This window comes from Pseudomonas protegens (assembly GCF_013407925.2).
Classification (GTDB): domain Bacteria; phylum Pseudomonadota; class Gammaproteobacteria; order Pseudomonadales; family Pseudomonadaceae; genus Aquipseudomonas; species Aquipseudomonas fluorescens_AP.
In genome coordinates, this window is the sequence record NZ_CP060201.1 from 4,218,690 (window position 1) to 4,244,695 (window position 26,006).

25 protein-coding genes and 1 pseudogene are annotated in these 26,006 nt (G+C 64.2%); 16 read left to right on the forward strand and 10 right to left on the reverse strand.

The annotated features are described in order from the left end of the window. Positions 1–181: 181 nt before the first annotated feature. From GGI48_RS19565 to GGI48_RS19575, 3 genes are all read left to right on the forward strand, one after another. Positions 182–1,234 (forward strand): Gfo/Idh/MocA family protein, encoded by a 1,053-nt coding sequence (locus GGI48_RS19565; RefSeq protein ID WP_179599646.1) that lies wholly within the window; start codon positions 182–184, stop codon positions 1,232–1,234. A 7-nt stretch (positions 1,235–1,241) separates the two neighbouring features. Further along, positions 1,242–2,057, forward strand: coding sequence for a sugar phosphate isomerase/epimerase family protein (locus GGI48_RS19570; RefSeq protein ID WP_179599648.1), 816 nt, complete (start codon positions 1,242–1,244; stop codon positions 2,055–2,057). A 101-nt stretch (positions 2,058–2,158) separates the two neighbouring features. After that, positions 2,159–3,037 (forward strand): DMT family transporter, encoded by an 879-nt coding sequence (locus GGI48_RS19575; protein WP_016966405.1) that lies wholly within the window; start codon positions 2,159–2,161, stop codon positions 3,035–3,037. 6 nt (positions 3,038–3,043) lie between these two features. Here the strand turns inward: GGI48_RS19575 and GGI48_RS31535 are convergent, their stop codons facing one another. The 3 genes and pseudogenes from GGI48_RS31535 to GGI48_RS19585 all read right to left on the reverse strand — a co-directional run bounded on the left by GGI48_RS31535 (position 3,044) and on the right by GGI48_RS19585 (position 6,086). Further along, positions 3,044–3,907, reverse strand: a complete 864-nt coding sequence (locus tag GGI48_RS31535) for a methyl-accepting chemotaxis protein (protein ID WP_409565406.1) — start codon at positions 3,905–3,907, stop codon at positions 3,044–3,046. A 39-nt stretch (positions 3,908–3,946) separates the two neighbouring features. Next, positions 3,947–4,666, reverse strand: a pseudogene (locus GGI48_RS31540) (MCP four helix bundle domain-containing protein); the annotation flags it as partial. An 85-nt stretch (positions 4,667–4,751) separates the two neighbouring features. Next, the gene (locus GGI48_RS19585; RefSeq protein WP_047306195.1) at positions 4,752–6,086 is read right to left on the reverse strand and encodes an MFS transporter; all 1,335 of its coding nucleotides are present in this window, start codon (positions 6,084–6,086) and stop codon (positions 4,752–4,754) included. Between the two features lie 526 nt (positions 6,087–6,612). Between GGI48_RS19585 and quiC the strand changes: the two genes are divergently transcribed. The 3 genes from quiC to GGI48_RS19600 all read left to right on the forward strand — a co-directional run bounded on the left by quiC (position 6,613) and on the right by GGI48_RS19600 (position 9,629). Then, positions 6,613–8,523, forward strand: a complete 1,911-nt coding sequence (gene quiC, locus GGI48_RS19590) for a 3-dehydroshikimate dehydratase QuiC (RefSeq protein WP_179599652.1) — start codon at positions 6,613–6,615, stop codon at positions 8,521–8,523. Positions 8,524–8,627: 104 nt separating this feature from the next. Beyond that, on the forward strand, positions 8,628–9,305 hold the full coding sequence (locus tag GGI48_RS19595; protein ID WP_016967258.1) for a TetR/AcrR family transcriptional regulator: 678 nt from the start codon (positions 8,628–8,630) through the stop codon (positions 9,303–9,305). A gap of 99 nt (positions 9,306–9,404) precedes the next feature. Continuing rightward, entirely contained in the window at positions 9,405–9,629 is a 225-nt protein-coding gene (locus tag GGI48_RS19600) for a hypothetical protein (protein WP_016967259.1), read from the forward strand. A gap of 121 nt (positions 9,630–9,750) precedes the next feature. Here GGI48_RS19600 and GGI48_RS19605 read toward each other — a convergent pair whose 3' ends face one another. Both GGI48_RS19605 and aroQ read right to left on the reverse strand, forming a co-directional pair. Then, on the reverse strand, positions 9,751–10,605 hold the full coding sequence (locus tag GGI48_RS19605; protein WP_179599654.1) for a shikimate dehydrogenase: 855 nt from the start codon (positions 10,603–10,605) through the stop codon (positions 9,751–9,753). Continuing rightward, a complete protein-coding gene (gene aroQ / locus GGI48_RS19610) occupies positions 10,602–11,051 on the reverse strand; it encodes a type II 3-dehydroquinate dehydratase (RefSeq protein WP_016967261.1) in 450 nt (149 codons plus the stop codon). The genes GGI48_RS19605 and aroQ overlap by 4 nt, the downstream gene beginning before the upstream one ends. A gap of 288 nt (positions 11,052–11,339) precedes the next feature. On the opposite strand from aroQ, the gene GGI48_RS19615 reads away from it, so the two are divergent. The 5 genes from GGI48_RS19615 (at position 11,340) to GGI48_RS19635 (ending at position 16,930) form a co-directional block, all read left to right on the forward strand. Then, a complete protein-coding gene (locus tag GGI48_RS19615; RefSeq protein ID WP_313771299.1) occupies positions 11,340–11,672 on the forward strand; it encodes a DUF2442 domain-containing protein in 333 nt (110 codons plus the stop codon). A 122-nt stretch (positions 11,673–11,794) separates the two neighbouring features. Continuing rightward, entirely contained in the window at positions 11,795–12,316 is a 522-nt protein-coding gene (locus tag GGI48_RS19620) for an RNA polymerase sigma factor (RefSeq protein ID WP_179599656.1), read from the forward strand. 63 nt (positions 12,317–12,379) lie between these two features. Continuing rightward, positions 12,380–13,393 (forward strand): FecR family protein, encoded by a 1,014-nt coding sequence (locus tag GGI48_RS19625; protein ID WP_179599658.1) that lies wholly within the window; start codon positions 12,380–12,382, stop codon positions 13,391–13,393. 131 nt (positions 13,394–13,524) lie between these two features. After that, entirely contained in the window at positions 13,525–16,230 is a 2,706-nt protein-coding gene (locus GGI48_RS19630) for a TonB-dependent receptor (RefSeq protein WP_179599660.1), read from the forward strand. Positions 16,231–16,312: 82 nt separating this feature from the next. Then, entirely contained in the window at positions 16,313–16,930 is a 618-nt protein-coding gene (locus GGI48_RS19635; RefSeq protein WP_179599662.1) for a heme acquisition protein HasA, read from the forward strand. Positions 16,931–17,163: 233 nt separating this feature from the next. Here the strand turns inward: GGI48_RS19635 and trmA are convergent, their stop codons facing one another. Both trmA and GGI48_RS19645 read right to left on the reverse strand, forming a co-directional pair. Further along, positions 17,164–18,243 (reverse strand): tRNA (uridine(54)-C5)-methyltransferase TrmA, encoded by a 1,080-nt coding sequence (gene trmA, locus GGI48_RS19640; protein WP_179599664.1) that lies wholly within the window; start codon positions 18,241–18,243, stop codon positions 17,164–17,166. Then, on the reverse strand, positions 18,240–19,535 hold the full coding sequence (locus tag GGI48_RS19645; RefSeq protein WP_016966167.1) for an NCS2 family permease: 1,296 nt from the start codon (positions 19,533–19,535) through the stop codon (positions 18,240–18,242). Before GGI48_RS19645 ends, trmA begins: the two co-directional genes overlap by 4 nt. A gap of 207 nt (positions 19,536–19,742) precedes the next feature. Here GGI48_RS19645 and GGI48_RS19650 point away from each other — a divergent pair, with 207 nt between their 5' ends. Together GGI48_RS19650 and GGI48_RS19655 are read left to right on the forward strand one after the other, a co-directional pair. Continuing rightward, positions 19,743–20,192: a DUF4879 domain-containing protein gene (locus tag GGI48_RS19650; RefSeq protein ID WP_016966168.1), complete on the forward strand. Its 450-nt coding sequence runs from the start codon at positions 19,743–19,745 to the stop codon at positions 20,190–20,192. Positions 20,193–20,254: 62 nt separating this feature from the next. Continuing rightward, positions 20,255–20,806: a DJ-1 family glyoxalase III gene (locus tag GGI48_RS19655; protein WP_179599666.1), complete on the forward strand. Its 552-nt coding sequence runs from the start codon at positions 20,255–20,257 to the stop codon at positions 20,804–20,806. Between the two features lie 3 nt (positions 20,807–20,809). Here GGI48_RS19655 and GGI48_RS19660 read toward each other — a convergent pair whose 3' ends face one another. From GGI48_RS19660 to GGI48_RS19670, 3 genes are all read right to left on the reverse strand, one after another. Next, positions 20,810–21,100 (reverse strand): HigA family addiction module antitoxin, encoded by a 291-nt coding sequence (locus GGI48_RS19660; RefSeq protein WP_016966170.1) that lies wholly within the window; start codon positions 21,098–21,100, stop codon positions 20,810–20,812. Between the two features lie 51 nt (positions 21,101–21,151). Continuing rightward, on the reverse strand, positions 21,152–21,394 hold the full coding sequence (locus tag GGI48_RS19665) for a type II toxin-antitoxin system RelE/ParE family toxin (RefSeq protein WP_179599668.1): 243 nt from the start codon (positions 21,392–21,394) through the stop codon (positions 21,152–21,154). Positions 21,395–21,492: 98 nt separating this feature from the next. Further along, the gene (locus GGI48_RS19670) at positions 21,493–22,731 is read right to left on the reverse strand and encodes an MFS transporter (RefSeq protein ID WP_179599670.1); all 1,239 of its coding nucleotides are present in this window, start codon (positions 22,729–22,731) and stop codon (positions 21,493–21,495) included. 563 nt (positions 22,732–23,294) lie between these two features. Between GGI48_RS19670 and GGI48_RS19675 the strand changes: the two genes are divergently transcribed. The 3 genes from GGI48_RS19675 (at position 23,295) to GGI48_RS19685 (ending at position 26,005) form a co-directional block, all read left to right on the forward strand. Continuing rightward, positions 23,295–24,731 (forward strand): cytochrome ubiquinol oxidase subunit I, encoded by a 1,437-nt coding sequence (locus GGI48_RS19675; RefSeq protein WP_016965402.1) that lies wholly within the window; start codon positions 23,295–23,297, stop codon positions 24,729–24,731. A gap of 3 nt (positions 24,732–24,734) precedes the next feature. Next, positions 24,735–25,742 (forward strand): cytochrome d ubiquinol oxidase subunit II, encoded by a 1,008-nt coding sequence (cydB, locus tag GGI48_RS19680; RefSeq protein WP_016965403.1) that lies wholly within the window; start codon positions 24,735–24,737, stop codon positions 25,740–25,742. Positions 25,743–25,837: 95 nt separating this feature from the next. Then, a complete protein-coding gene (locus GGI48_RS19685) occupies positions 25,838–26,005 on the forward strand; it encodes a DUF2474 domain-containing protein (protein WP_080963156.1) in 168 nt (55 codons plus the stop codon). The last annotated feature ends 1 nt before the right edge of the window (position 26,006 follow it).

Below are 26,006 nucleotides of genomic sequence, written 5' to 3' on the forward strand. Positions count from 1 at the left end.
ATATCGCCGCGTCTGTTGCACAGCCGTTCGCAGCCTGCGGCAGCGGCTACACAGGCTTCGGCTCGGCACAAAGCCGTTCGATAATCGGACGGTATTTTTTATCCCTCTTGTGTGAAATTGGAACTGAGTTCTAAATAATTGAATTTCAGCCTCCCAATAACAATCACAAGAGGATTCGCCATTGAACCCGCCACTGCGCATTGCCCTGATCGGCGTCGGCAATATGGGGCAGCAGCATTACCAGCACCTCAAGACCCTGGCCGAGGCCAGGCTGTGCGCCGTGGCCGATCCGGGGCCCCAGGCGCAAGCCATCGCCGGGCAATGGCAGGTGCCGCATTTTCGCGATCACCGGACGTTGCTCCAGGAGGTGCGACCGGATGCGGTAATCGTCGCCAATCCCAACAACCTCCATGTCAGCACCGCCCTGGATTGTCTGGCGGCAGGCGTGCCGGTGCTGCTGGAAAAACCGGTGGGCGTGAACCTGGATGAAGTGCGCGAGCTGGTGGCGGCATCGCGCACCACGGGCGTGCCGGTGCTGGTGGGCCATCATCGGCGCCACAACCCGCTGATCGCCCGGGCCCATGAACTGGTGCGCGGTGGCGCCCTGGGCCGGCTGACCACGGTCACCGCGCTCTGGCAGTTGCAAAAACCCGAGAGCTACTTCGACATCCCCTGGCGCCGCGAGGCCGGGGCCGGGATGTTGCTGACCAACCTGATCCACGACCTCGACCTGCTGCGCCACCTGTGCGGCGAAGTGCGACAAGTGCAGGCCATCACCAGCAACCGCGTGCGCGGCTACGCCAACGAGGACTGCGCCGCGGTGCTGATGCAGTTCGACAACGGCGCCCTGGGCAGCCTGACCGGTTCCGATGCGGTGGCCGCGCCCTGGAGCTGGGAGCTGGATGCCGGGGAGAACCCGGTGTATCCGCGTCAGGCCGATCAGCCGTGCTACCTGCTGGCCGGCACCGAGGGCGCGCTGAGCATTCCCCAGCTCAAGCGTTGGCATTACGCCGAGGCCGGGGCCGGTTGGCATCACCCCCTGCTGATGCAGCAGGAAGCCTTCGATCCGGGCGAGGCCCTGTGCTTGCAATTGCAGCACTTCGTCCAAGTCGCCCGCGGCGAAGTCGCGCCGCTGGTCAGCGCCGCCGATGCCGCGCGTACCCTGGCGCTGGTTGAAGCGATTCGCCAGGCCGCCGCCACGGGCCGCGCCTGCACCCCCACCCCTATTGAGTGAACGACTGATGAGTGAGCGGATTTTTTCCCTGGCCAGCCTGACCGTGCTGGAGCTGTCGCCGCCGGAGATGGTGGAGGTGGCGGCCCGTGCCGGCTACAGCCATGTCGGCCTACGCCTGGAACCGGCGACCCCGGAGGAGCATCACTTCCCGCTGGTGGCGGATGCCGGCTTGCGCCGCCAGACCCTGGCGCGCCTGCGCGATAGCGGCGTGCGGGTGCTGGATGTGGAGATCCTGCGGCTCAAGCCGCAGACCCGGGTTGGCGACTTCGAGGCGCTGCTGGCGGTGGGCGCCGAGTTTGCCGCCAGCGAGTTGCTGGTGGCGGGCAATGACCCGGATGAGGCGCGCCTGACCGACAACTTTGCCGCCTTGTGCGATCTGGCGCGGCAGTATGGCTTGCATCCCCATCTGGAGTTCATGCCCTGGACCGACGCGCGCAACCTGGAGCAGGCGCTGCGAGTGGTGGAAAACGCCGGTCGTGACAATGGCTGCGTGCTGGTGGACGCCTTCCATTTCGACCGTTCGGGTTCGCGTCTGGCGGACTTGGCCAAGGTTGATCCGGCGCGCCTGCGTTATGCACAGTTGTGCGACGTTGCCGGGCCACGTCCGGACGATATGCAGGAGATCCTGCGTCAGGCCCGTAACGAGCGGCGCTTTCCGGGGCAGGGCGACTGCGATCTGGCGGGGTTGCTCCGGTGTCTGCCGCAGCACCTGCCCCTGAGCCTGGAGATTCCCACGGTGCAGCTGCTGGAGCAGGGCGTGAGTGCCTTGCAGCGGGCGCAGATGGCGCTGGATGCAACGCGCGCGCTGCTGGCCAGGACCTGAGTCGGCGGGAGGGCTTTCGCCGGCAAGCCGGCTCCTACAAATACCCGGTAGGCGCTGGCGGACCGCGAAGCTGTGTCTTCAATCACCTTCAAGGAATGCCCATGACCCGCAGCACGCCCCTTTCCGGGATCAATCAGCCTTTCAAGGGCATTCTGCTGATCGTCCTGGCGACCTTCCTGTTCGCCAGCCACGACGCCCTGTCCAAATACCTCTCGGGGTTCTTCCCGGTGATCATGGTGGTCTGGGCCCGCTACCTGATCCATACCTTGCTGATGGCAGGGATCTTCCTGCCGCAATCCGGCCTGCGGGTGCTGCGCAGCAAGCGGCCGCTGCTGCAACTGCTGCGGGCCTTATGCCTGTTGAGCACCAGTTTGCTGTTCACTTCGGCGCTGTTGTTCATTCCCCTGGCCGAGGCCACGGCGGTCAACTTTCTCGCGCCGGTGCTGGTTACCGCGTTGTCGGTGCCCTTGCTTGGCGAGCAGGTGACCCGCGGCCAATGGCTGGCGGTGATCTGCGGCTTTGTCGGGGTGCTGATCATTGTCCATCCGGGCGGCGAGCTGTTCACGCCGGCGGTGTTGCTGCCGTTCTGCTCGGCGCTGTTCTTCTGCTTCTATCAACTGCTGACCCGCAAGCTGGCCGAGCATGACAGCCCCACCACCAGCAACTTCTTCGCCGGGCTGTGCAACACCCTGGTGATGACGGCGCTGGTGCCGTTCTTCTGGCAGACCCCCGGGTTCTTCCATGGCGTGCTGATGCTGGCGCTGGGCGCCTGTGGCATGAGCGCCCACCTGTTCCTGACCCAGGCTTTTCGCCATGCGGCGCCGGCGCTGCTAGCGCCCTTCGGCTATTGCCAGATTGTCTTTGCCGGGCTACTGGGCTGGCTGTTGTTCGGCCATACGCCGACGCTGATCACCCAGGTGGGCATCGCCGTGATCTGCCTCAGCGGGCTGGCGGCGGCCTGGCAGCAACGCCGCCGCTGAGACGATTCAGAAGCGGAAGCGCACCACCAGGTTCTGCAGGCCGGCCGCCAGGTGCGACAGCTCCTGGCTGGTGGCGTTGGTGCGCGTGGCGGCGTCGGCGCTTTCCAGGGACAGGTCGCGGATGTTCAGCAGGTTGCGGTCCACTTCACGGGCCACCTGGGCCTGTTCTTCCGAGGCACTGGCGATCACCAGGTTGCGCTCGTGGATCTGCTCCATGGCCCGGGTGATTTGCTCCAGGGCCAGCCCGGCCTGTTCGGCGATGGACAGGGTCTGGGCCACCCGCTGGCTGTTGCCGTGCATGGACTGCACCACGCTGTCGGTGTCGCCCTGGACCCGGCCGATCATCTGTTCGATTTCCTGGGTCGACTGCTGGGTGCGATGGGCCAGGGCCCGCACTTCGTCTGCCACCACGGCAAAACCACGGCCGGCTTCCCCTGCCCGCGCGGCCTCGATGGCGGCGTTCAGGGCCAGCAGGTTGGTCTGTTCGGCAATGGCGCGGATCACGTCCAGCACCTTGCCGATTTCCCGTGACTGCTCGGCCAGGGTCTGCACTTGCTGCAGAGCGGTGCCGACATCGCTGCTCATGGCCTGGATCGAATCCAGGGTCTCGATCACCCGGGCCTGCCCCTGGGTCGCCTGGGTGGTGGACTGGCGAGTGGTGTCGGAGGTGGACACCGCGTTGCGCGCCACTTCCTCGACGGCCGCGGTCATCTCGTTGACGGCTGTGGCGGCTTGCTCGATTTCGTTGTGTTGCTGCTGCAGGCGGCTGGAGTCCTGGTGGGTGCTCTGGCTCATCTGTTGCGCGGCGGCGGCCAGTTGGGTCGAGGTGCTGCTGATCAGTTGCAGGGTTTCCCGTAGGCTGGCCTGCATGCTGGCCAGGGCCTTGAGCAGGCGCGCGGTTTCATCGCGGCCCTCGCTGTGGATCGGTCGGCCCAGATCGCCGGCGGCCACTTGCTCGGCCACGCCCACGGCCTGGCGGATGGGCACGACGATGCTGCGAATCAACAGCCAGGCCAGGCACAGGGTCAGCAGGGCGACGGCGATCAGGGCGCCGATCACCGTGATTTTTACCTGGGTGTACAGCGCGTCGGCGTGCTGGGCCGACTGGCTGACTTCCTCGGCGGTCAGGTTCATCAGTTCGGCGAACTGGTCGCCGGTCTGGGTCGAGTAATCCTGGATCTTGCCGTTGAGCAGGGCCGTCATCTCGCTGCTGCGATTGTCCTGGGACAGGGCTTCGTACTGGGCCAGGGCCTGTTGGTAGCTTTTTACCGTGGCAAGGAATGTCTGGTATTGCGCCCGGTTGTGATCGCCCACCAGCGGCGCGAACCTGGCCAGGGCCTGGTCGAGCCAGGCTTGTACCTGATGCAGGCGGGCCACGGTGGCTTCCAGCACCTTGGGTTCGCGGTTGAGGGCCATGCGCAGGCTGAGCACGCGGATGCTCAACACGTAGTCGCGCACTTCACCCAGGTAGCGGGTGCTGGGCAGGGAAATGTTTTCGGTGTGCTGGCCGGTGGCGCGGACTTCGGCCACTTGCTTGAGGGCGAACAGCCCCTGCAGCAGGACCAGCAGGGCAATCACGCCGAAGCTGATCACGGCGCGTTTGGCGATGCTCAGGTTACCCAGCGTCATGGGACGTACTCCGAGTGTGGAAAAAAAAGGGAGGGGTGCAGATAAAAAAGCGCAGGCCCGGGACCGGACCTGCGCGAGGGGAGCATCAGTCTTCTACGTGGGGAATCTTGCGCGGGGCCATGAAGTACATCCAGGTCAGGGCAATGAAGTACATGGCCGGGATCAGGGTGAACAGCAGGGTGTAGTTGTTGTTGGTGACGGTGAGGATGTGGCCGACGATCTGGGTCATGAACATGCCGCCGATGGCCGCGCACATGCCGCCGAAGCCGAACACGGTGCTCATCATGTGCTTGGGCGTGTAGTCCATCACCAGGCTCCAGATGTTGGCGGTCCAGGCCTGGTGGGCGCCGATCCCCAGGGAGATGGCGAACACGGCCAGCCACAGGTTGGCGGTGCCGGCGGCCATGATCACGCCGATGATGCAGCAGGCGAACAGGAACATTGACAGCAGCCGCGCCTTGATCGGGTTCATGCCGCGACCGATGAGGAACGAGGAGAGGATGCCGCCACCGACGCTGCCGAAGTCGGCGGTCAGGTAGATGATGATCAGCGGGATGCCCATCTGGGTCACGTTGATCCCCAGGTTGTACTGCTGGTTGAGGAACGGCGGCAGCCAGTACAGGTAGAACCAGAACACCGGCGCGGTCAGCGAGTAGGCCAGGGCGAAGGCCCAGGTGCCGCGCATGCGCAGGATGCGGCTGAAGGGCACGCGGGTCGGCTCGGGTTCTACTTGTTGCTGGATGTAGGCCAGTTCCGAGGCTTTGACGCTGGGGTGGTCTTCCGGGTTGAAGTACTTCAGGCCCCAGAACAGCAGCCAGACGCCGCCCAGCGCGGCCATGCACAGGAACGCCGCTTGCCAGCCCCAGGCGTGGAGGATCAGCGGCAGCAGCATCGGGGTGAACATCGCACCGACGTTGGTCCCGGCGTTGAAGATCCCGGTGGCCACCGCGCGTTCGCCGGCCGGGAACCACAGGCGCGTGGTCTTCACGCAGGCCGGGTAGTTGGCGGCTTCGGTGAGCCCGAGAATGAACCGGCAGACCATGAAGCCCGCCGCCGAAGTGGCCAGGCCGTGGGCGCCGGTGGCCAGGCTCCACAGCAGCACGGCGAAGAAGAACACCCGCTTCACGCCGATCCGGTCGATCAGCCGGCCCTGGAGCACGAAGCCCACGGCGTAGCCGACCTGGAACCAGAAGTTGATGTTGGCGTAGTCCATCGCCGTCCAGCTCATTTCCTTGGCCAGGATCGGCTGCATCACGCCCAGGGCGGCGCGATCGATGTAGTTCAGGGTGGTGGCGAAGAACACCAGGGCGAGCATGCCCCAGCGGGTCTTGCCGACGGCCATGGCGCCGCGGATCTTGTCGCCGATGCCGCTGGCAGCACCGAGGCTCGGGGCGATGCGAGAGCTTTGAGAAGGAGTCATGTAAGCCATCCGTTCAGTGACTGACGAGCCAGGGCTCGTCGGAACTCAAGGGCGCGTGATCAATCGTCAGTGGGGCATGTCAGCCAGGGACTGGGTGATTGATCGGCTGGGTAGGTTCGTCGTTGCGGCGTTGCAGCAGGCGGACGAACGTCATCGGGTCGAGCGCAGCTCAGGGCTGTAGCGCGTCGTGATCCAGGAGGCCGGTTGAGGTCGTTCCAGGCGCAAGCCAAAGGGATGAGCAGCAGGGCGGGGCGTTGAGTGCAAGCATGAGGGTGTACCCGATTTTTGAAATTTTTATGGTGTGTTCTGGGTCTGGGCGATTGAAGCCGCGGTTTCCGGGGCGGCTCAATGTGCTGTCGATGGTGCGCAGTGGCCGAAAAATCGTCAATTCGCCAATCGGCATTCTGTTCGATAATCGAACACAAAACTAACTGGTTCGTACACTTTAAATCATGCTGTGGAATAATCCGCCACATCGAATAAAAGGCTCGGGCGCCACCGGCCGTCATTTCCCGGGAGTTGAATCATGCAGCGTTCCATTGCCACCGTTTCCTTGAGCGGCACCCTGCCGGAAAAACTCGAAGCCATCGCCGCCGCCGGCTTCGACGGGGTGGAGATTTTCGAGAACGACCTTCTCTATTACGACGGCAGCCCGCGGGAAATCAGGCAGATGTGCGCCGATCTGGGGATCGCCATCACCCTGTTCCAGCCGTTTCGGGATTTCGAGGGTTGCCGCCGCGATCGCCTGGCACGCAACCTGGAACGTGCCGAACGCAAATTCGACCTGATGCAGGAACTGGGCACCGACCTGGTGCTGGTGTGCAGCAATGCCCAGGCCGACAGCCTCGGCGAGCGGCAGATCCTCATCGACGACCTGCACCTGCTGGCCGAGCGAGCCGGCGCCCGTGGCTTGCGCATCGGCTACGAGGCCCTGGCCTGGGGCCGCCATGTGAATACCTATCAACAGGTCTGGGACATCGTGCGCAGCGCCGATCACCCAAGCCTGGGGGTGTTGTTGGACAGCTTCCACACCCTGTCGCTCAAGGGCGACCCGGCGGCGATTGCCGAGATTCCCGGGGACAAGATCTTCTTCGTGCAGATGGCCGACGCGCCGATCCTGGCCATGGACGTGCAGGAGTGGAGCCGGCATTTCCGCTGCTTCCCGGGCCAGGGTGAATTCGACCTGCCGGGGTTCCTGGCGCCGATCATCAAGAGCGGCTACACCGGGCCGCTGTCCCTGGAAATCTTCAACGACGGTTTTCGCGCCGCGCCGCCGCGGGCCAATGCCGCCGACGGCCTGCGTTCCCTGTTGTACCTGGAGGAGAAGACCCGCGAGCGCCTGTTGCAGGAAGCGCAGCCGGTGCCCAACCTGGACATCCTGTTCGCCCCGCCGGCGGTTGAAGCCTATGGCGGCACCGAGTTCCTTGAGTTCGCGGTGGACGATGCCCTGGGCGCCAAGCTGGGCAGCTGGCTGGAACGCCTGGGGTTTGCCAAGGCCGGACAGCATCGTTCCAAGAACGTGAGCCTGATGCGCCAGGGCGATATCAACCTGATCCTCAACTCCGAGCCCTATTCCTTCGCCCACAGCTTCTTCGAGGCCCATGGCCCTTCGGTGTGTGCCACGGCGATCCGGGTCAAGGACAGCGCCAAGGCCCTGGAGCGGGCGGTGGCCTACAAGGGCCAGCCCTATCGCGGCCTGGTGGGCCCTAACGAGCTGGAGCTGGCGGCGGTGCGCGAGCCCGATGGCAGCCTGATCTACCTGGTGGACCCGCAGCAGGGCGGCCAGCACCTGTACGACACCGACTTCAACATGCATGACGATGTGCAAGCCAAGGGCGGCCTCAAGCGCATCGACCACATGGCCATGGCCCTGCCGGCGGACAGCCTCGACAGCTGGGCGCTGTTCTACAAGAGCCTGCTGGATTTCGAGGCCGATGACGAAGTGGTGCTGCCCGATCCCTATGGCCTGGTGAAAAGCCGCGCCTTGCGCAGCCGTTGCAGCTCGATCCGCTTGCCGCTGAACATCTCGGAGAACCGCAACACGGCAATCTCCCACGCGCTGTCCAGCTATCGCGGCTCGGGGGTGCATCACATCGCCTTTGATTGCGACGACCTCTTCACCGAGGTCAGCCGGGCCAAGCAGGCCGGGGTGCCGCTGCTGGATATCCCGCTCAATTACTACGACGATTTGGCCGCGCGCTTTGATTTCGACGATGAATTTCTCAGCGAACTGGCCTACTACAACGTCCTGTATGACCGCGATGCCCAGGGCGGTGAGCTGTTCCATGTCTACACCGAACCCTTCGAGGGGCGCTTTTTCTTCGAGCTCATCCAGCGCAAGAACGGCTACGCCGGCTATGGCGCGGCCAACGTGGCGGTGCGTCTGGCGGCCATGGCCAAGTCCCGCAGTGGCGCGGTGCGCCAGGCCAAGTTGTAGCGCATTGGTAAGCGGAGGCGGCAATCCACCGCCTCTGTGCTTTCTTTCGCGACAGGACGCGGCCCATAATCGCCCGCGTGTGCAGTGATGGCCGTGAGCCCAGAATGACAATGACCAGTGAACGCTCGATTGCGCCCGATGAGCCTGCTCTCGAACCGCGCAAGAGTCGCAAGAACAACCCGGAAAAGACCCGCGAGAACATCCTTCAAGAAGCGATTGTCGAGTTCGTCCAGCAGGGCCTGTCCGGCGCGCGGGTGGATGCGATCGCCGAGCGCATCCACACCTCCAAGCGCATGATCTATTACTACTTCGGCAGCAAGGAGCAGCTGTACGTCGAGGTGCTGGAAAAACTCTACGGCGATATCCGCAGTACCGAGAGCCGCTTGCACCTGGCGGAACTGGCGCCGCAGGAGGCGATTCGCCGGCTGGTGGAGTTCACCTTCGATCACCACGATCGCAATGTGGATTTCGTGCGTATCGTCAGCATCGAGAACATCCACAAGGCCGAGTACGTCAAGCAGTCCGGGGTGATCAAGGCGATGAACAACACCATCCTCCATGCCCTGGGCGAGATCCTTGAGCGTGGCGCGCAGGACGGGGTGTTCCGCAGTGGCCTGGATCCGCTGGACGTGCATTTGCTGATCAGCTCGTTCTGTTTCTATCGGGTGTCGAACCGCCATACCTTTGGCGAGATCTTCCAGATCGACCTGCCGGATGAAGCCATCAAGCAGCGGCATCGGGAAATGATCTGCGAGTCGGTACTGCGCTACCTGCAGGCCTGACGCCGCTGCCCGCAGGCGCTGGCTTGCCGGCGCAAGCGCCCGTAAGATCGCGATCGCCACCCGGCTCCTACAACAATCCCCCTCGACAAGGAAGGCACCATGGGCAACCCCGTTCCCACGCTGAAAATCATCCTGATCCTGATGATCGTCGTTGACTCGTTCTGGTTCGGCGAGCGCCTGCTGTCCCTGACCGGGTTCAGCGTATTCGACTGGTTGCCGAGCTCGGTGATCAATCTGGTGGGCCTGTTCGGCAGTCTGCTGATGATTCTCTTCAACGTGCTGTTGATCGGCCTGCTCGCGCGCCTGCAGCTCAAGCCCGAGTAAACGCAGTTCCTGTAGCCGCTGCCGAAGGCTGCGAACGAGCCGCAGGCTCGCCAGCGTCCTGACGGATGCCGAGGCCCCTGCGGGGCCTGTCGCAGCCTGCTGCAGCGGCTACAGGCGTATTTCAGCCGTTCATGCTGTGGAAGTGCGCCAGCATCCGTTGCGGGTTGGCGCTCTGGCAGCTGAACAGCTCGAACGCCTTGACCGCCTGGAACACCGCCATGGTGCCGCCATCCAGGGTCCGGCAACCCAGGGCGCGGGCGTTGCGCAACAGCTCGGTTTCCAGCGGGAAGTAGACGATCTCGGCCACCCACAGGTCCGCCCGCAGCAGCTCCACGGGTACCGGCATGCCCGGCAGCTTGGCCATGCCCATGGGCGTGGTGTTCACCAGACCGTCGGCGCTGGCCAGGGTACTGGACAGGTCGCTGCCGGCCTTGGCCCGGCCGGCACCGAAGTGCTGGTTGAGATTGTCCGCCAGACTCTGCGCCCGCTGGTTTTCCACATCGAAAATGCTCAGGTGTTCCACGCCTTCACTGAGCAGGGCGTGGGCCACTGCCGCGCCGGCGCCGCCGGCGCCCATCTGCACCACGCGCCGTCTGGCCACCTCTGGCAGGCCACGGCGGAATCCTTCGGCAAACCCCAGGCAGTCGGTGTTGTGGCCGACCCGCTTGCCGTCCTTGAGGACCACGGTGTTGACCGCGCCAATCCCGCGAGCTTCCGGGGACAGTTCATCCAGCAGCGGCAGGATGCTCTGCTTGCAGGGGAAGGTGATGTTCAGCCCGGTGAAGTTCATCCGTTCGGCGGCTTGGAGCAGATCGGGCAGGGCGCTGCTGTCGAGCCCCAACTGGTCCAGGTCGATCAGCCGGTACAGGTAGCGCAGGTTTTGCGCGTCGCCTTCGTGTTCGTGCAGGGCCGGGGTGCGTGAAGCCTGGATGCCGGCACCGATCAGTCCGGCGAGTACGCCTGTATGGCCTGTCATAGACCTTGCTCCTTGAACCGCAGGCTGAAGTGTTCCAGCGCCAGGCGATAGCCGTGGCTGCCGAAGCCGCACATCACCGCCAGGGCGATGCCCGAGACAAAGGAGTGATGGCGGAAGGGTTCGCGGGCGTGGACGTTGGACAGGTGCACTTCGATCACCGGCAGCTCGCTGGCCACCAGCGCATCGCGGATCGCCACCGAGGTGTGGGTCCAGGCGGCGGGGTTGATCACGATGCCGGCGCAACGCCCGCGGGCGGCGTGGATCCAGTCCAGCAGCTCGCCTTCGTGGTTGGTCTGGCGAAACTCCACGGCCAGGCCGAATTCCTCGGCGGCACGGCCGCACAAGGCAGAGACATCGGCCAGGGTTTCGTGGCCGTAAGTCGCCGGTTCACGGGTGCCGAGCAGGTTCAGGTTCGGGCCGTTGAGCACCAGAACGATAGGACGCATGGGGGTAGATCTCCGTTGTTATTGTCAGCCTCGGGAGAAGGTACGAGGCGCTGGGGAGGTAAATTGTACTAACTGGTTAATTTGGTCAATTGATGGCCGAGAGCCTAGGCCAGGAAGCTTGATTAAGTGTTCGATAATCGAACGCTGTTATGGGCGATGGCCGTGGCAAGGCCTTGCCCGGCAATAAATGCTGAGGTGCCGGTCGATGTGCCCTTGACCCAGGCGTTGCTGGATCAAGCGATTGAACGCGGTGAAGCGCGTCATGACGCGGGTTTGTAAGTCAGCACCTTGAGCTATGCGGCCGGGTGCCTGTGCCTGGGCTTTGCCGATGGCAGTTCGATTCATCTGCCGGTGGACAACTATCCGGAGCTGGCGGCGCTGAGCGACACCCAGTTGCAGCAACTGCAGTTGGGCTTTGCCGCCACGGCGGTGTGCCATGAGGCCGTGGACCTGCAGGTGTCGATTGTCGGGCTGCTGTCTGCCAGCGAGCCGCTGATGAAGCTGGCGACCCAGTTGGTCGCCTCTCGCAACGGTCGGCAAAGCAGCGCGGCCAAGGCCCGGGCGGCACGTCAAAATGGCAAGAAAGGCGGCCGGCCGCGCAAGGTGGAGGTGCCGGCCTAGACGCCGGAGTGAGGCCGGTCGGTGCTGGAACCATTCGCTAATGAATACTGATATCAATTGAAAGTCATTCTCGTCTGACCTTAAGATGCCCGGCAATTTCCGTCATGTTCCAGGGAGTCGGTTTGTCGGACGTGGATCTCAAGGGACTGTTTCTCAAGCATGCCACTGCCTTGCGTGGGTATCTGGCGCGCAAGGTACGGGACCCGCAGTTGGCCGCTGATCTGGTGCAGGAGAGTTTCCTGCGGCTGGCCGAGCATCGGCGCGGCGAGCGTATCGACAACTCCCAGGGCTATCTCTACCGCACGGCGAATAACCTGCTGATCGACCATGTACGCCAGGAAGCGCGGCGCAAGACGCAGACCGTGCCCCATGAAGTGCTGGCCGACATCGAGGATGAGGCGGCCGGGCTGGAGGCTCAGGCGATGGCGCAGCAACAGCGCAAGGCACTGAAACAGGCGATCACCGAGCTGCCCCCGCGGACCCGGGAAATCTTTCGCCTGAACCGTATCGAAGGCCTGACCCACGCCGAGGTGGCGCGGCACCTGAACATTTCCGACAGCTCGGTGCAAAAGCACCTGGCCCGGGCACTGGCCTATGTGATGCAACGCCTGCAGGCTACCGACGGTCGGCCGGTCGACCAGTGAGTTACGGGAAAAGTCGCGGTCAGACGTCACTGCTTATATATAACGAGAAATCGAGATTCACACGTGAATAGCCAGGGTCCGCAAGAGCGCAGTATCACCGAGGCCGCCGCTGACTGGGCGGTGCGTTTGCACGCGGGAGGCCTGAGCGCCGTCGAGCAGGCGCAGCTTGCCCAGTGGCAGGCCGCCGACCCGCGTCACCCCCAGGCCCTGGTGTTCGCCCGGCAGACCTGGGACGCCCTGGGCGAGTTGCGCCTGGATCCGGAGCTGGCTGGCCCGGCGTCGTCACGGCGTCAGGCGGGAAGGCCGGCGACGGCGGCGCCTCGGCCGCGCCGCCGACGTCTGCTGCCACAAGTTGCCAGTGCGGCCATGTTGGTGCTGGTGGCTGCCCTGGGCTGGCTGCAAGGGCCGCAGGCACTGCTGTACCTGCAGGCCGACTACCTGACCGGCAAGGGCCAGGTGCGCAGCGTGCAACTGGCCGATGGCAGCACCGTGGAGCTGGATTCCGAGAGTGCCATTCGTCTGGATTTCAGCGATGAAAAACGCCAGATCCAGCTGCTGGCCGGCTCAGCGGTGTTTGACGTGGCGCCCATGGTCGGCGCGGAAAAGCGCCCCTTCATCGTGCACAGCGCCGGCGGCCAGACCCGGGCCCTGGGCACCCGTTTCGTGGTCGGCCGTGAGAGCGCTCAACAAGCCTGGGTCGGCGTGTTGCAGCACAGTGTCGCGGTGAGCCTGGAGGCTGCGGCGCAACGCGGTGCCTCCGAGCGGGTGCTGCAAGAGGGGCAGAGCGTGCGCTATGACCCGCAGTCGGGCGTGGTCGCCCTCGACGGGCTCGACCTGCAACGGGCCACCAGCTGGCGGCGCGGGGTGCTGGTGTTCGAGCGCCAGCCCCTGGGCCTGGTGGTGGAGCGCCTCAATCGCTATCGCCCCGGGCGCGTGGTGCTGACCAGCAGTGCCCTGGCTCAGCGGCAGGTCAGCGGTGTCTTTCGCCTGGACATGCTCGACGCCGCTCTGGTCACCCTGACCCAGGAGCTGCAGGTGCAACGTTTCGACCTGGCCGGCGTCAGCCTGATTTACTGAGGCCTGCGGGCCTCTTTCCCTATCCCTGAAAAATAATTGGAAAAAACCTTACTGAGTTTTCCGGCCTGGCACGTCTAGCTAATTGAGATGCATTCGCATAAACAAAAATAGCCAGCGCAGGGATCAGGGACATGAGGGTAGGCAGTCGCACTGGAGTTCACGCCGCAAGTCGGTTGGCCCTGGCCATCCACTTGGGCGTAGCAGGACTGTTGGCGGGAAGCGCTTCACTGCACGCGGCGGAACCTGTGGGCAGCGCCCCGCAGAGTGCCCGGCAGCAACGCGCGCTGGATTTCGATATTCCCGCCCAGGCCCTCGGCAGTGCGGTGCTGGTGTTTGCCGAGCGGGCCGGGGTGCAAGTGCTGTTCGACAGCCTGCGCCTGCATGGCTTGCACAGTTCGCCAGTCAAGGGGCGTTACGGCGCCGAGGACGGGCTGGCCCGCCTGCTGGGCAATGCCCCGGTGGCGTACCGCTTTACTGGTGAGCGCCAGGTGACCCTGAGCCGGGTGGAAGCCGCAAGTGATGGCGCCCTGGCCCTGGCCCCCACCACGGTTTTCGCCGACCTCGAAGGCCGCCAGAGCGACTGGGTCTACAACGCGCCGCGCTCGGTGAGCATGGTCGGCCGCGAGCAACTGGAGCGCAATCCACCGCGGCATGCCGCCGAGATGCTGGAGGAAACCTCCGGCGTGTACTCGGCCGTCAGCCAGCAGGACCCCGGCCTGTCGGTGAACATCCGCGGCCTGCAGGACTATGGCCGGGTCAACATGTCGGTGGACGGCATGCGCCAGAACTATCAGCAAAGCGGCCACCAGCAGCGCAACGGCACCCTCTACGTCGACCCCGAGCTGCTCTCCGAAGTGGTGGTGGAGAAGGGCGCGACCTCGACCATGGGCGGCGCCGGAGTGATCGGCGGAGTCGCCAATTTTCGCACCCTCGAAGCCCGCGACCTGCTCAAGCCCGGCCAGGAGATCGGTGGCCGGATCCGCCTGACCAGCGGCCTGGGCGGCCGCAGCAACGGCACCCATTTCATCGGCAGCTCGGCCTTTGCCATCGGCACCGACGCCTGGGACATGCTGCTGGCCGCCAGCGAACGGCACCTGGGCGACTACCAGCCGGGGACCCGTGGCGGCATCGGCGAACTGCGTACCGGCGGCTGGATGGACCCGTCGATCAATGAGCGGGTCAAGCATTCCAAGGTGGCCTATTCCGCCTCGGTGATGCGCTCGCGTCTGGCCAAGCTGGGGCTCAACCTGCCCCAGGACCAGCGCCTGCAACTGAGCTACCTGACCACCGAGGTGTCCTACGACGACGCCAACATGATGAACACCGAGAACCAGGATCGACTCTGGGAAAAGCTCGGCAGCAGCCAGGTGCATTCGCAGAACTTCGGCCTCGACTACAGCTACACCCCGGACAACCCGCTGATCGATTTCAAGGCCAAGCTCTATTACGTCGATACCCGCAACGACCAGAGCACCCTGACCCGGCGCAGCAGCCCCGGCTACTCGATCACCTACCAGACCGACACCTATGGCGCCCAGGCGCAGAACACCTCGACCTTCGCGCTCGGCGAGCTGGCCACGCTCAAGGCCAACTACGGCCTGGAGTTCTTCTACGACAAGGTCCGCCCCGACTCCAGCCAGCCGGTGCCCAAGGGCTCGGCGGTCAGCGCCTCGCCGGCGGCGAGCATGACCCCCGAGGGCGACCGGGCCCTGGGCAGCCTGTTCACCCGGCTGGATTTCGACTACGACGGCTGGCTGAACCTCAACGCCGGGCTGCGTTATGACCGCTACCGCCTGCGCGGCGAGACCGGGATCAACACCCGCACCTTCGTGATCGGCAAGACGCCGCAACAGGTCTCGGTGCCGGTGGCCTACGACATCGACAACCAGCAAGGGCGCTTCTCGCCGACCTTCGGTCTGTCGGTCAAGCCCGGTGTCGAGTGGCTGCAACTGTTCGCCAGCTATGGCAAGGGCTGGCGCCCCCCGGCGGTGACCGAAACCATGATCACCGGCCGGCCCCACGGTGGCGGCTCGGAGAGCACCTTTCCCAACCCCTTTTTGAAGCCGGAGCGCTCCACCACCTGGGAAGCGGGGGTCAACGTCTTCAAGGAGAACCTCTGGTTCAACGATGACCGCCTGGGGATCAAGGTGGCCTACTTCGATACCCGGGTCGACGACTTCATCTATATGGCCATGGGCGTGCAGCCCCCGGGCTACGGCTCACCCGGCATCGGCAACAGCGCCTACGTCAACGACCTCAGCAGTACCCGCTTCAAGGGCGTCGAGTACCAGCTGGACTATGACGCCGGCCGCGCCTACGGCCAGCTGAACTACACCCACATGATCGGCGACAACGATTTCTGCACCAAAGTCGCCTGGCTGGGGGGCGTGACCCAGCCGGTGAAGAGCGGCAGCGGGCGTGGCGCGATCGTCACCGGCATGCGTGCTGATGATGCGGCCAACAACGCCAGCCGCTGCAATGCGGCGATCCTCGGCTCGGCCGAGCACATGCCCATGGACCGCGGGACCCTGACCCTGGGCGCGCGCTTCTTCGAACGCAAGCTGGATATCGGCGCCCGGGCCCGTTACAGCGCCGGCTACTCGATCGCCGGTTCCGCCACCGGCACCGTGAGCCAGACCGGCGTCTACCCGGCCGACTGGAAGCCCTACACCGTCTACGACCTGTATGGCAGCTACCGGGCCACTGAAGAACTGACCCTGCGCCTGGCCATGGAAAACGTCACCGACCGCGCCTACCTGGTGCCTCTCGGCGATGTCCTGGCCTTTACCCTCGGCCGCGGCCGGACCCTGCAGGGCACCGTGGAATATCAGTTCTGAGCGCTTTTGCCCGTTGATGGGCAAAACCGCAGCAGGCACTGGCGTGCTGCGGCCATGACCCACCTATGTACTGGAGTTTTGCATGAGCATTTCGATCTCTTACAGCGCTACCTACGGCGGTAATACTGTTGCGCAATACCTGACTGACTGGTCGGCCTACTTCGGCGACGTCAACCACCGTCCCGGCGAAGTGGTCGATGGCACCAACACCGGTGGCTTCAACCCGGGCCCGTTCGACGGCACCCAGTACGCCATCAAGAGCACCGCCAGCGATGCCGCCTTCGTCGCCGATGGCAACCTGCACTACACCCTGTTCAGCAACCCGAGCCATACCCTATGGGGTTCGGTGGACACCCTCTCCCTGGGCGACACCCTCGCCGGTGGCTCGGGCAGCAACTACCACCTGGTCAGCCAGGAAGTCAGCTTCAGCAACCTGGGCCTCAACAGCCTGAAGGACGAAGGCCGCGCGGGCGAAGTGCACAAGGTGGTCTTCGGCCTGATGAGCGGCGACAGCTCGGCCCTGGCTGGTGAAATCGATGCCCTGCTCAAGGCCATCGACCCCAGCCTGTCGCTGAACTCGACCTTCGATGACCTGGCCTCCGCCGGCGTTGCCCACGTCACCCCGGCTGCCGCAGTCGCGGCCGATATCGGCCTGGTGGGCATGCAGGACGTGGGCCTGGACTGGGCCATGGTTGCCTGAGTGGCGGCTTGACTCACCCGCGTCGCCCGAGTTTTAGAAAGCCAGGGCGGCGCTGGTGGCCAATTCTGGGTCGCGTCCAGCCTGGCCTCGTAGCAGCTGGCTTGCCAGCGAAGGCGCCGGCCGGATTGGCGCAGCTCTCAAGGGACTCTTCGCCGGCGAGCCGGCTCCTACAGGACGGGCATTGGCATGCCAACAGCCGTCACGAGGACGGCTGTTGGCGGTAGCGGGGCGGATCAGCGGCGGGTCAGCAGGACCCCGGATTCCATGTGGTGGGTCCAGGGGAACTGGTCGAACAGCGCGCAGCGGGTGATGCGGTGGGTGTCGTGCAACTGGGCGATGTTGGCTGCCAGGGTTTCCGGGTTGCAGGAGATGTACAGGATGTTGTCGAAGCGCCGGGTCAGTTCGCAGGTGTCCGGGTCCATGCCGGCCCGGGGCGGGTCGACGAATACGCTGCCGAATTCGTAGCTCTTCAAGTCCACGCCCTGCAGGCGGCGGAACGGACGCACTTCGTTCAGGGCTTCGGTCAGCTCTTCGGCGGACAGACGCACCAGGGTAACGTTATCCACAGCGTTTTCGCTGAGGTTGCTCAAGGCGGCATTCACCGAGGTCTTGCTGATCTCGGTGGCCAGTACCTTGCGCACCCGGGTGGCCAGGGGCAGGGTGAAGTTGCCGTTGCCGCAGTACAGTTCCAGCAGGTCGTCCTGGCGTTCGCCCAGGGCTTCAAAGGCCCAGTTGAGCATCTTCTGGTTCACCGTGCCGTTGGGCTGGGTGAAGGCGCCTTCGGGCTGGCGGTAGCTGAAGGTACGCCCGCCGACGTCGAGCTGTTCCACCACGTAGTCCTGGCCGATGACTTCGCGCTTGCCCTTGGAACGACCGATCACGCTGACCTTGAGGTCGGCGGCCAGTTGGCTCGCGGCCTTGTGCCAGTGCTCGTCCAGCGGGCGGTGGTAGCACAGGGTGATCATCGCGTCCCCGGCCAGGGTGGTGAGGAACTCCACCTGGAACAGCTTGTGGCTCAAAGGCGCGCTGGCTTGCCAGGCGGCCTTGAGCTGGGGCATCAACTGGTTGATGCGCTGGCTGGCGATGGGGAATTCCTCAATGAGGATCGGCGTGCGCTTGTCGTCCTGGGAGAACATCGCGTAGTGCCGTTCCCCGGCCTCGCGCCACAGGCGAAATTCGGCCCGCAGGCGGAAGTGCTGCAGGGGCGAGTCGAAGACCTGGGGCTCGGGCGCATCGAAAGGCGCCAGCAGGTCACGCAGACGCGCGACCTTGTCGTTCAACTGGCTGTTGTAGCTTGCGGCGTCAAAAGTCATGCGGCGAACCAACCCAGCTTGATGACAAACAGAATCGACAGGATCACCAGCGGCGCGTTCAGCTCACGGGCGCGGCCCGACAGCAGTTTGATCGCGGTCCAGGCAATAAAGCCGAAGGCGATGCCGTTGGCGATCGAGTAGGTGAACGGCATGGCCAGGGCGGTAACCACCACTGGGGCGGCGACGGTGATGTCTTCCCAGTCGATTTCCGCCAGGCCCGAGGTCATCAGCACGGCGACGAACAGCAGGGCTGGCGCGGTAGCGAACGGTGGCACGCTGGCCGCCAGCGGCGAGAAGAACAGTGCCAGCAGGAACAGAATCGCCACCACGATGGCGGTCAGGCCGGTGCGGCCGCCGGCGCTCACGCCCGCGGCGGATTCGATGTAGCTGGTGGTGGTCGAAGTACCCAGCAGGGAGCCGGCCATGGCGGCGGTGCTGTCAGCGATCAGTGCCCGGCCCATTTTCGGCATGTGGCCGTCCTTGCCCATCAGGCCGGCGCGCTTGGCGACGCCGATCAGGGTGCCGGAGTTGTCGAACAGATCAACGAACAGGAAGGCGAAGATCACGCTGACCAGACCGATATCCAGGGCGCCCTTGATGTCCAGCTGCAGGAAGGTCGGGGCCAGGGACGGTGGCATCGAGGTCACGCCGGCGAACGGGGTGAAGCCCATGATGATCGAGGCAATGGTCACCGCGAGGATGCCGATCAGCACCGCACCACGCACTTTCAGCGCTTCCAGGGCGACGATCAGGGCAAAGCCCAGGGTGGCGAGGATCGGCGCCGGTTTTTTCAGATCACCCAGGCCGACCATGGTCGCTTGGTTGCTGACCACGATCTCGGCGTTGTGCAGGGCGATCAGCGCCAGGAACAGGCCGATACCGGCGGCAATCGCCGAGCGCAGCGGAAGGGGAATGCTGTTGATGATCCACTCGCGGATCTTGAAGATCGACAGCAGGAAGAACAATACCGCCGAGATGAATACCGCACCCAGCGCCACTTGCCAGGTGTGGCCCATGTGCAGGACCACGGTGTAGGTAAAGAAGGCGTTCAGGCCCATGCCCGGCGCCAGGGCGATCGGGTAGTTGGCGATCAGGCCCATGACGGTGGAGCCAATGGCCGCGGCCAGGCAGGTGGCAACGAACACCGCGCCCTTGTCCATGCCCGTCTCGCCGAGAATGCTCGGGTTGACGAAAAGGATGTAGGCCATGGCCAGGAAGGTGGTCACGCCCGCAAGAATCTCGGTGCGCACGTTGGTGTTGTGTGCCTTGAGTTGAAACAGCCTTTCCAGCATGTCTGCTCCCCGTGGCGCCGCCGGGCGCCGTGAATGTATCGACTCCAACAGCAAAGCACAGACTTTATGAGGTGCCTGCGGATTTGCTCTGGGTCGGAAAAAGCCGCGCATCATACCAGCAGCGTGGGCCAATGGCTGCGATCGTCGGCGATGTTTTGCCACGCTGGCAAGTAGCGCATACTGCGCCCTGCTTTCAAGGGGGGATTTATGCGCAGCACAGTGAAAATGATCGCGTTGGCGTGGGTGGGGGCAGCGGCCTGCTGGCTGGCGACTCCGGCCCTGGCACGCTCGGCACCGCCGTTGAGCCGAGTGGAGATTCTCAAGGTGCTGTCACCTTCCTGTGGCCTGGAGGATGTCTCCGATGGGCGCGAACGCACCCAGTGCGACCACAACGGCCCGAACATCAAGGTCTACGTGCTGGAGATCGGCTACGGCCGCGAGCCCCATGTGAACCTGGACGGCTTCGAGGTCGACGGCACCCGCTCGGCCGTGTGCGAGGACGGTTCCGCCTATGTGCCCTGCGGCAACTCGGGGATCACCGTGGGCTACATCTATGTCTTCGACCTGGCGGGCAAGCAGGAAGGCACCTTCAGCTTCAGCAACACCTCGATCAACGCGCCGGGCAATACCCTGAGCGCGCAGATCTACATCCGGTAGCCCCGAACGGCGTTCGGCAAAGCTGACTAAGCTCTAAAGACCTTCCTGGTGGAGTCATCCCCATGACCTTCAGAGCCTTGGTCACCCTTGCCGAAGGCATCGATGATCTGCAAAGCGTGACCCTGATCGACGTACTGCGCCGTGCCGAAATCGAGGTGCTGGCGGCCAGCGTCGAAAACCGGCGCATGCTCACCTGCGCCCGCGGCACCCGACTGACCGCCGACGCCATGCTGGTGGATGTGCTGGCCCAGCGCTTCGACCTGATCGTATTGCCCGGCGGCGCGGTAGGCGCCCAGCACCTGGCGAGCCATCAACCGCTGCTGCAACTGGTCAAGGATCAGGCTGCGGCGGGGCGCCTGTTCGCCGGCATCGCCGAAGCACCGGCCCTGGCCTTGCAGGCCTATGGCGTGCTGCGCCAGCGGCGCATGACCTGCCTGCCCAGCGCCAGCCATCAGCTGCTGGGCTGCAACTTTGTCGACCAGCCGGTGGTGGTGGACGGCAACTGCATCACCGCCCAGGGTTCCGGCGCGGCCCTGGCGTTTGCCCTGGCCCTGGTGGAGGCGCTGTGCGGGCGCGGCAAGCGTGCCCAGGTGGCTGGAGAGTTGCTGGTCTAGGGCTCAGCCGACATGGGCCGCGATAGGCTCGATCACCGGTTGCAGTTCCTGCTCGGTGTGCCAGATGTCGTAATCGGCCTGCACCGCCAGCCAGACCTTGGCCTTGCCGATTCCTGCGCGTTCCAGGCGGACCGCCAGTTCCGCGCGGATCGGCGCATGGCCGTTCAACACCTTGGACAGGTGCGGGCGGGCATAGCCGATATGCCGGGCCAGCTCCGTCACGCTGATGCCCAGTTCGGGCAAGACATCCAGGCGCAGGGTGTCACCGGGGTGGGGCGGGTTGTGGATGGGCATGATCCTGCCTCCTGTTCAGTGGTAGTCCAGATAATCGACCAGTTCGATATCCTAACCTACGAAACGAAAGATCACTCGCCAGTTGCCGGACACCACCAAAGACCAATAGCCGTGCAGGTCGCCCTTGAGTGGGTGCAGCCGCCAACCCGGCAGGTTGAGGTCTGCCGGTTCGCTGGCGTGATCCATGAACGACAGCTGGCGGGCCAGCCGGCGTGCATGCTCAGCCCGTATTCCACGAGTCGATCCGGTTTCATAGAAGGCGCGCAGGCCTTTGTGCTGAAAGGACTTGATCATGGGGGGAGAGTGTAAGGCGATACCTTACACTCTTCGTAGCGGTTTTGTATTGCAGAGAATGATCAACAAGCTGTTACAGGGGCGAACCGCCTGAGGTTTTACACCTTGGCCTCTTCCACCCGTTCGATCATCCGGTCGCGTTTGGCCAGGGTCGGAAACAGCTTGATCCAGACCCCGGTCACGACCAGCGTGCCGACCCCGCCCAGCACCACCGCCGGCACGGTGCCGAACCAGTGGGCGGTCAGCCCGGATTCAAATTCCCCCAGCTGGTTCGAAGCACCGATGAACAGGCCGTTCACCGCGCTGACCCGGCCGCGCATTTCGTCCGGAGTTTCCAGCTGCACGAAGGACGCGCGGATCACCATGCTGATCATGTCCGCCGCCCCCAGCAGCACCAGCACCGCCAGGGAAAACCAGAATGAAGTCGAGAGGCCGAAGGCGATGGTGGCCACGCCGAATACGCCGACGGCGGTGAACATCACCCGTCCGACCTTGCGCTCGACGCTAAAGCGCGCCAGCCACAGCGACATCAGCAAGGCGCCCACCGCCGGTGCCGAGCGCAGCAGCCCGAGGCCCCAGGGGCCGGTGAGCAGGATGTCCTTGGCGAACACTGGCAAGAGTGCTGTGGCGCCGCCCAGCAAGACCGCGAACAGGTCCAGGGAGATGGCGCCGAGGATGTCCGGGCGGCTGCGGATGAAGCGAATCCCCGCCAGCAGCGAATCGAGGGTGGCCTTGCCCTTGTTCAGCGGCGTCTGCCGGGCTGGCAGGTTGAGCATCAGCAGGCAGGCGATCAGGTACAGGACCACGGTGGGGCCGTAGACCCAGACGCTGCCGAAGGCATACAGCAGCCCGCCCAGGGCCGGGGCGACGATGGTCGCCGACTGTTGCGCCGATTGCGCGGCGGCCACTGCCCGGGGAAACAGTGTCGCGGGCACGATGCTCGGCAGCAGGGCCTGGGTGGTGGGCATCTCGAAGGAGCGGGCGCCACCGAGGAGGAAGGCCAGGATGAAGATCATTTCCCGGGTCACGCTGTCGGTCAGGCTGCCGACGGCCAGGGCCAGGGCGATCAAGGCTTGCAGCGACTGACAGATGGCCGCCACTCGGCGCCGGTCGTAGCGGTCGGCCACGTGGCCGGTGTGCAGCATGAACAGCACGCGGGGGGCGAACTCCACCAGCCCCACCAACCCCAGGTCGAGCACATTGCCGGTCAGTTGGTAGAGGTTCCAGCCGATGGCCACGGTGAGCATCTGGAAACCGCTGGCGGTGAAGATCCGGGCCAGCCAGAACGCAATGAACGGACGATGGTGACGGAGCAGCAGAGGGTCTTGGCTGGGCATCGGGCGGTCGATCTGAGCGGGGAGTGCGACGAGGTTATCACCAAGATGTAACCAATAGTTGCGGGGCGGGGGAAAATCGTTAGCCACGCATCTATCTCGTTTTTCGCTGGAACACCTGCTCGCGAACCCTGTAGCCGCTGTCGCAGCCTGCGGGGGAGACGCCAGGATCTTGAATACGCCGCAGGTTCGACGGGAAATGGCCAGGCAAGACCCAGCGTACCGAACGCGGCCCGGCCTTTCGCCGCTTCGCAGGCTCAGCAGCGGCTACCGGCATTTTGTGTGGGAAAAAACCGGGAAAACCCCGGGTTTGGCGGGGTGAGGCAAGCTGTCACGCGGCAAATAACCACAGAGTTGCGCGCTGAAAATAGGACTACTCTTTTAACGTTGCTTGACCCAGATCAAAACCTTTTCCAGTGGTTTGATGTGGAGGCCCAAGGGCCAGAATCCCTACGTTGCGATGGTTTAAAAAAGAACGAATCCGAATTCGCCGAACTCCATATCCGTGGGGGCAGTAGGCGCTGGCCTTTGGCCCGCAGCCGGTTTTACCTGATAGAGGAAAGCTTATGTTCGGTTTAGAGGCGCTTGATCTCGCCCGAATTCAGTTCGCATTCACCGTTTCGTTCCACATCCTGTTCCCGGCCATCACCATTGGTCTGGCGAGTTACCTGGCGGTACTCGAAGGCCTGTGGCTCAAGACCCGTGACGATACCTATCGTGATCTTTACCACTTCTGGTCGAAGATCTTCGCTGTCAACTTCGGCATGGGGGTGGTGTCCGGTCTGGTGATGTCCTACCAGTTCGGCACCAACTGGAGCCGTTTCTCCGATTTTGCCGGCGCTGTCACCGGCCCCTTGCTCACCTATGAAGTGCTCACCGCGTTCTTCCTCGAGGCTGGTTTCCTCGGGGTCATGCTGTTTGGCTGGAACAAGGTCGGACGCAAGCTGCACTTCTTCTCCACGGTGATGGTGGCCATTGGCACGCTGATTTCGACCTTCTGGATTCTATCCTCCAACAGTTGGATGCAGACCCCGCAAGGCTTCGAAATCGTTGACGGCCGAGTGATTCCGGTGGACTGGCTGGCGGTGGTGTTCAACCCGTCATTCCCTTACCGCCTGGCGCACATGGCGGTGGCGGCGTTCGTCGCCACGGCGTTCTTCGTCGGCTCGTCCGCAGCCTGGCACTTGCTGCGGGGCCGCGACAACCCGGCCATTCGTCGCATGCTGTCGATGGCCATGTGGATGGCCCTGATCGTGGCGCCGGTGCAGGCGGTGATCGGTGACTTCCACGGGCTCAATACCCTCAAGCACCAGCCGGCGAAAATCGCCGCCATCGAAGGTCACTGGGAAAACGTCGGCAACGAGCCGACCCCGCTGATCCTCTTCGGCTGGCCGGACATGAAGGCTGAGAAGACCCGCTTCGCCGTGGAAATCCCTTACCTGGGCAGCCTGATCCTCACCCACTCGCTGGACAAGCAGGTGCCGGCGCTCAAGGAGTTCCCGCCCGAGGACCGTCCCAACTCGACCATTGTGTTCTGGTCGTTCCGGGTCATGGTCGGCCTGGGCATGCTGATGATCTTCACCGGCCTGTGGAGCGTCTGGCTGCGCAAGCGCGGCACGCTCTACACCTCGCGTCCGTTCCTGTACCTGACGTTGTGGATGGGGCCGTCCGGCCTGATCGCGATCCTGGCGGGCTGGTTCACCACCGAGATCGGCCGTCAGCCCTGGGTGGTCTATGGCCTGATGCGCACGGCGGATGCTTCGTCCGCACACAGTTTCGTGCAGATGAGCATCACCCTGGCGTTGTTCGTGGTGGTGTATTTCTCGCTGTTCGGCGTGGGTCTGGGCTACATGATGCGCCTGGTGCGCAAAGGGCCGGTGACCAACGAAGGGGCGGAAACCAGCCACGGTGGTCCCGGGCAGAAACGTACCCCGGCGCGTCCGTTGTCTGCCGCGGACGATGACGAAGACGATCGCAGCATCAGCCTGAACAAGGGGAATTGAGTCATGGGTATTGATCTTCCACTGATCTGGGCCGTGATTATCATCTTCGGCATCATGATGTACGTGGTCATGGACGGCTTCGACCTGGGGATCGGGATTCTCTTCCCGTTCATCAAGGACGACCGCGACCGTGACGTGATGATGAACACCGTCGCCCCGGTCTGGGACGGCAACGAAACCTGGCTGGTGCTGGGGGGCGCGGCCTTGTTCGGCGCCTTCCCGCTGGCCTATTCGGTGGTGCTCTCGGCGCTGTACCTGCCGCTGATCCTGATGCTGATCGGCCTGATCTTCCGCGGCGTGGCCTTTGAGTTCCGCTTCAAGGCCAAGGAAAACAAGCGGCATATCTGGGACAAGGCGTTTATCGGCGGCTCGGCGGCGGCGACCTTCTTCCAGGGCGTGGCCCTGGGGGCGTTCATCGACGGCTTGCCGGTGGTGGACCGCCAGTTTGCCGGCGGCTCCCTGGACTGGCTGACGCCTTTCACCCTGTTCTGCGGTCTGGCGCTGGTGGTGGCCTATGCCTTGCTCGGCTGCACCTGGCTGATCATGAAGACCGAAGGCAAGCTGCAGCAGCAGATGCACGACCTGGCGCGGCCCTTGGCTTACGTGGTGCTGGCGGTGATCGGCATCGTCAGTATCTGGACGCCCCTGGCCCATGCCGAAATCGCGGCGCGCTGGTTCACCCTGCCCAATCTGTTCTGGTTCCTGCCGGTGCCGATCCTGGTGCTGGTGACCATGTACGGCCTGCTCCGTGCCGTGGCCCGCAACGCGCATTACACGCCGTTCCTGCTGACCCTGGTGCTGATCTTCCTCGGCTACAGCGGCCTGGGCATCAGCCTGTGGCCGAACATCGTGCCGCCGTCGATCTCCATCTGGGACGCCGCGGCGCCGCCGCAAAGCCAGGGCTTCATGCTGGTGGGCACCTTGTTCATCATTCCGTTCATCCTGGGCTACACCTTCTGGAGCTACTACGTGTTCCGCGGCAAGGTCACCCACGAAGACGGTTACCACTAGGTAGGAGCCGGCTTTGAGCCATGTGCCTGGCTGGCCAGCGCGTTCGCTGGCCAGCCAGCTCCGACGAGGGTTTGGGTTAAGCAGGAGTTGAAATCATGAGCGGTAAACACTCTTTGCAGGAAATCGAACAGGCGGAAAAACAGCCACTGTGGCGGCGCCTGGGCTGGCTGGCGATGATCTGGGGCGGCAGTGTGCTGGCCCTGTTCGTGGCGGCCAGCCTGATGCGCATGTTCATGAGCGCCGCCGGCCTGACCACCCACTGAT

What these genes read in the sequence shown, in the direction of transcription:
- GGI48_RS19570 (WP_179599648.1), top strand. Translation starts at nt 1,242, where the DNA reads ATGAGTGAGCGGATTTTTTCCCTGGCCAGCCTGACCGTGCTGGAGCTG.
- GGI48_RS19575 (WP_016966405.1), top strand. Translation starts at nt 2,159, where the DNA reads ATGACCCGCAGCACGCCCCTTTCCGGGATCAATCAGCCTTTCAAGGGC.
- GGI48_RS31535 (WP_409565406.1), bottom strand. Translation starts at nt 3,907, where the DNA reads ATGCAGGCCAGCCTACGGGAAACCCTGCAACTGATCAGCAGCACCTCG.
- GGI48_RS19585 (WP_047306195.1), bottom strand. Translation starts at nt 6,086, where the DNA reads ATGACTCCTTCTCAAAGCTCTCGCATCGCCCCGAGCCTCGGTGCTGCC.
- quiC (WP_179599652.1), top strand. Translation starts at nt 6,613, where the DNA reads ATGCAGCGTTCCATTGCCACCGTTTCCTTGAGCGGCACCCTGCCGGAA.
- GGI48_RS19595 (WP_016967258.1), top strand. Translation starts at nt 8,628, where the DNA reads ATGACAATGACCAGTGAACGCTCGATTGCGCCCGATGAGCCTGCTCTC.
- GGI48_RS19600 (WP_016967259.1), top strand. Translation starts at nt 9,405, where the DNA reads ATGGGCAACCCCGTTCCCACGCTGAAAATCATCCTGATCCTGATGATC.
- GGI48_RS19605 (WP_179599654.1), bottom strand. Translation starts at nt 10,605, where the DNA reads ATGACAGGCCATACAGGCGTACTCGCCGGACTGATCGGTGCCGGCATC.
- aroQ (WP_016967261.1), bottom strand. Translation starts at nt 11,051, where the DNA reads ATGCGTCCTATCGTTCTGGTGCTCAACGGCCCGAACCTGAACCTGCTC.
- GGI48_RS19630 (WP_179599660.1), top strand. Translation starts at nt 13,525, where the DNA reads ATGAGGGTAGGCAGTCGCACTGGAGTTCACGCCGCAAGTCGGTTGGCC.
- GGI48_RS19635 (WP_179599662.1), top strand. Translation starts at nt 16,313, where the DNA reads ATGAGCATTTCGATCTCTTACAGCGCTACCTACGGCGGTAATACTGTT.
- trmA (WP_179599664.1), bottom strand. Translation starts at nt 18,243, where the DNA reads ATGACTTTTGACGCCGCAAGCTACAACAGCCAGTTGAACGACAAGGTC.
- GGI48_RS19645 (WP_016966167.1), bottom strand. Translation starts at nt 19,535, where the DNA reads ATGCTGGAAAGGCTGTTTCAACTCAAGGCACACAACACCAACGTGCGC.
- GGI48_RS19650 (WP_016966168.1), top strand. Translation starts at nt 19,743, where the DNA reads ATGCGCAGCACAGTGAAAATGATCGCGTTGGCGTGGGTGGGGGCAGCG.
- GGI48_RS19655 (WP_179599666.1), top strand. Translation starts at nt 20,255, where the DNA reads ATGACCTTCAGAGCCTTGGTCACCCTTGCCGAAGGCATCGATGATCTG.
- GGI48_RS19660 (WP_016966170.1), bottom strand. Translation starts at nt 21,100, where the DNA reads ATGCCCATCCACAACCCGCCCCACCCCGGTGACACCCTGCGCCTGGAT.
- GGI48_RS19665 (WP_179599668.1), bottom strand. Translation starts at nt 21,394, where the DNA reads ATGATCAAGTCCTTTCAGCACAAAGGCCTGCGCGCCTTCTATGAAACC.
- GGI48_RS19670 (WP_179599670.1), bottom strand. Translation starts at nt 22,731, where the DNA reads ATGCCCAGCCAAGACCCTCTGCTGCTCCGTCACCATCGTCCGTTCATT.
- GGI48_RS19675 (WP_016965402.1), top strand. Translation starts at nt 23,295, where the DNA reads ATGTTCGGTTTAGAGGCGCTTGATCTCGCCCGAATTCAGTTCGCATTC.
- cydB (WP_016965403.1), top strand. Translation starts at nt 24,735, where the DNA reads ATGGGTATTGATCTTCCACTGATCTGGGCCGTGATTATCATCTTCGGC.
- GGI48_RS19685 (WP_080963156.1), top strand. Translation starts at nt 25,838, where the DNA reads ATGAGCGGTAAACACTCTTTGCAGGAAATCGAACAGGCGGAAAAACAG.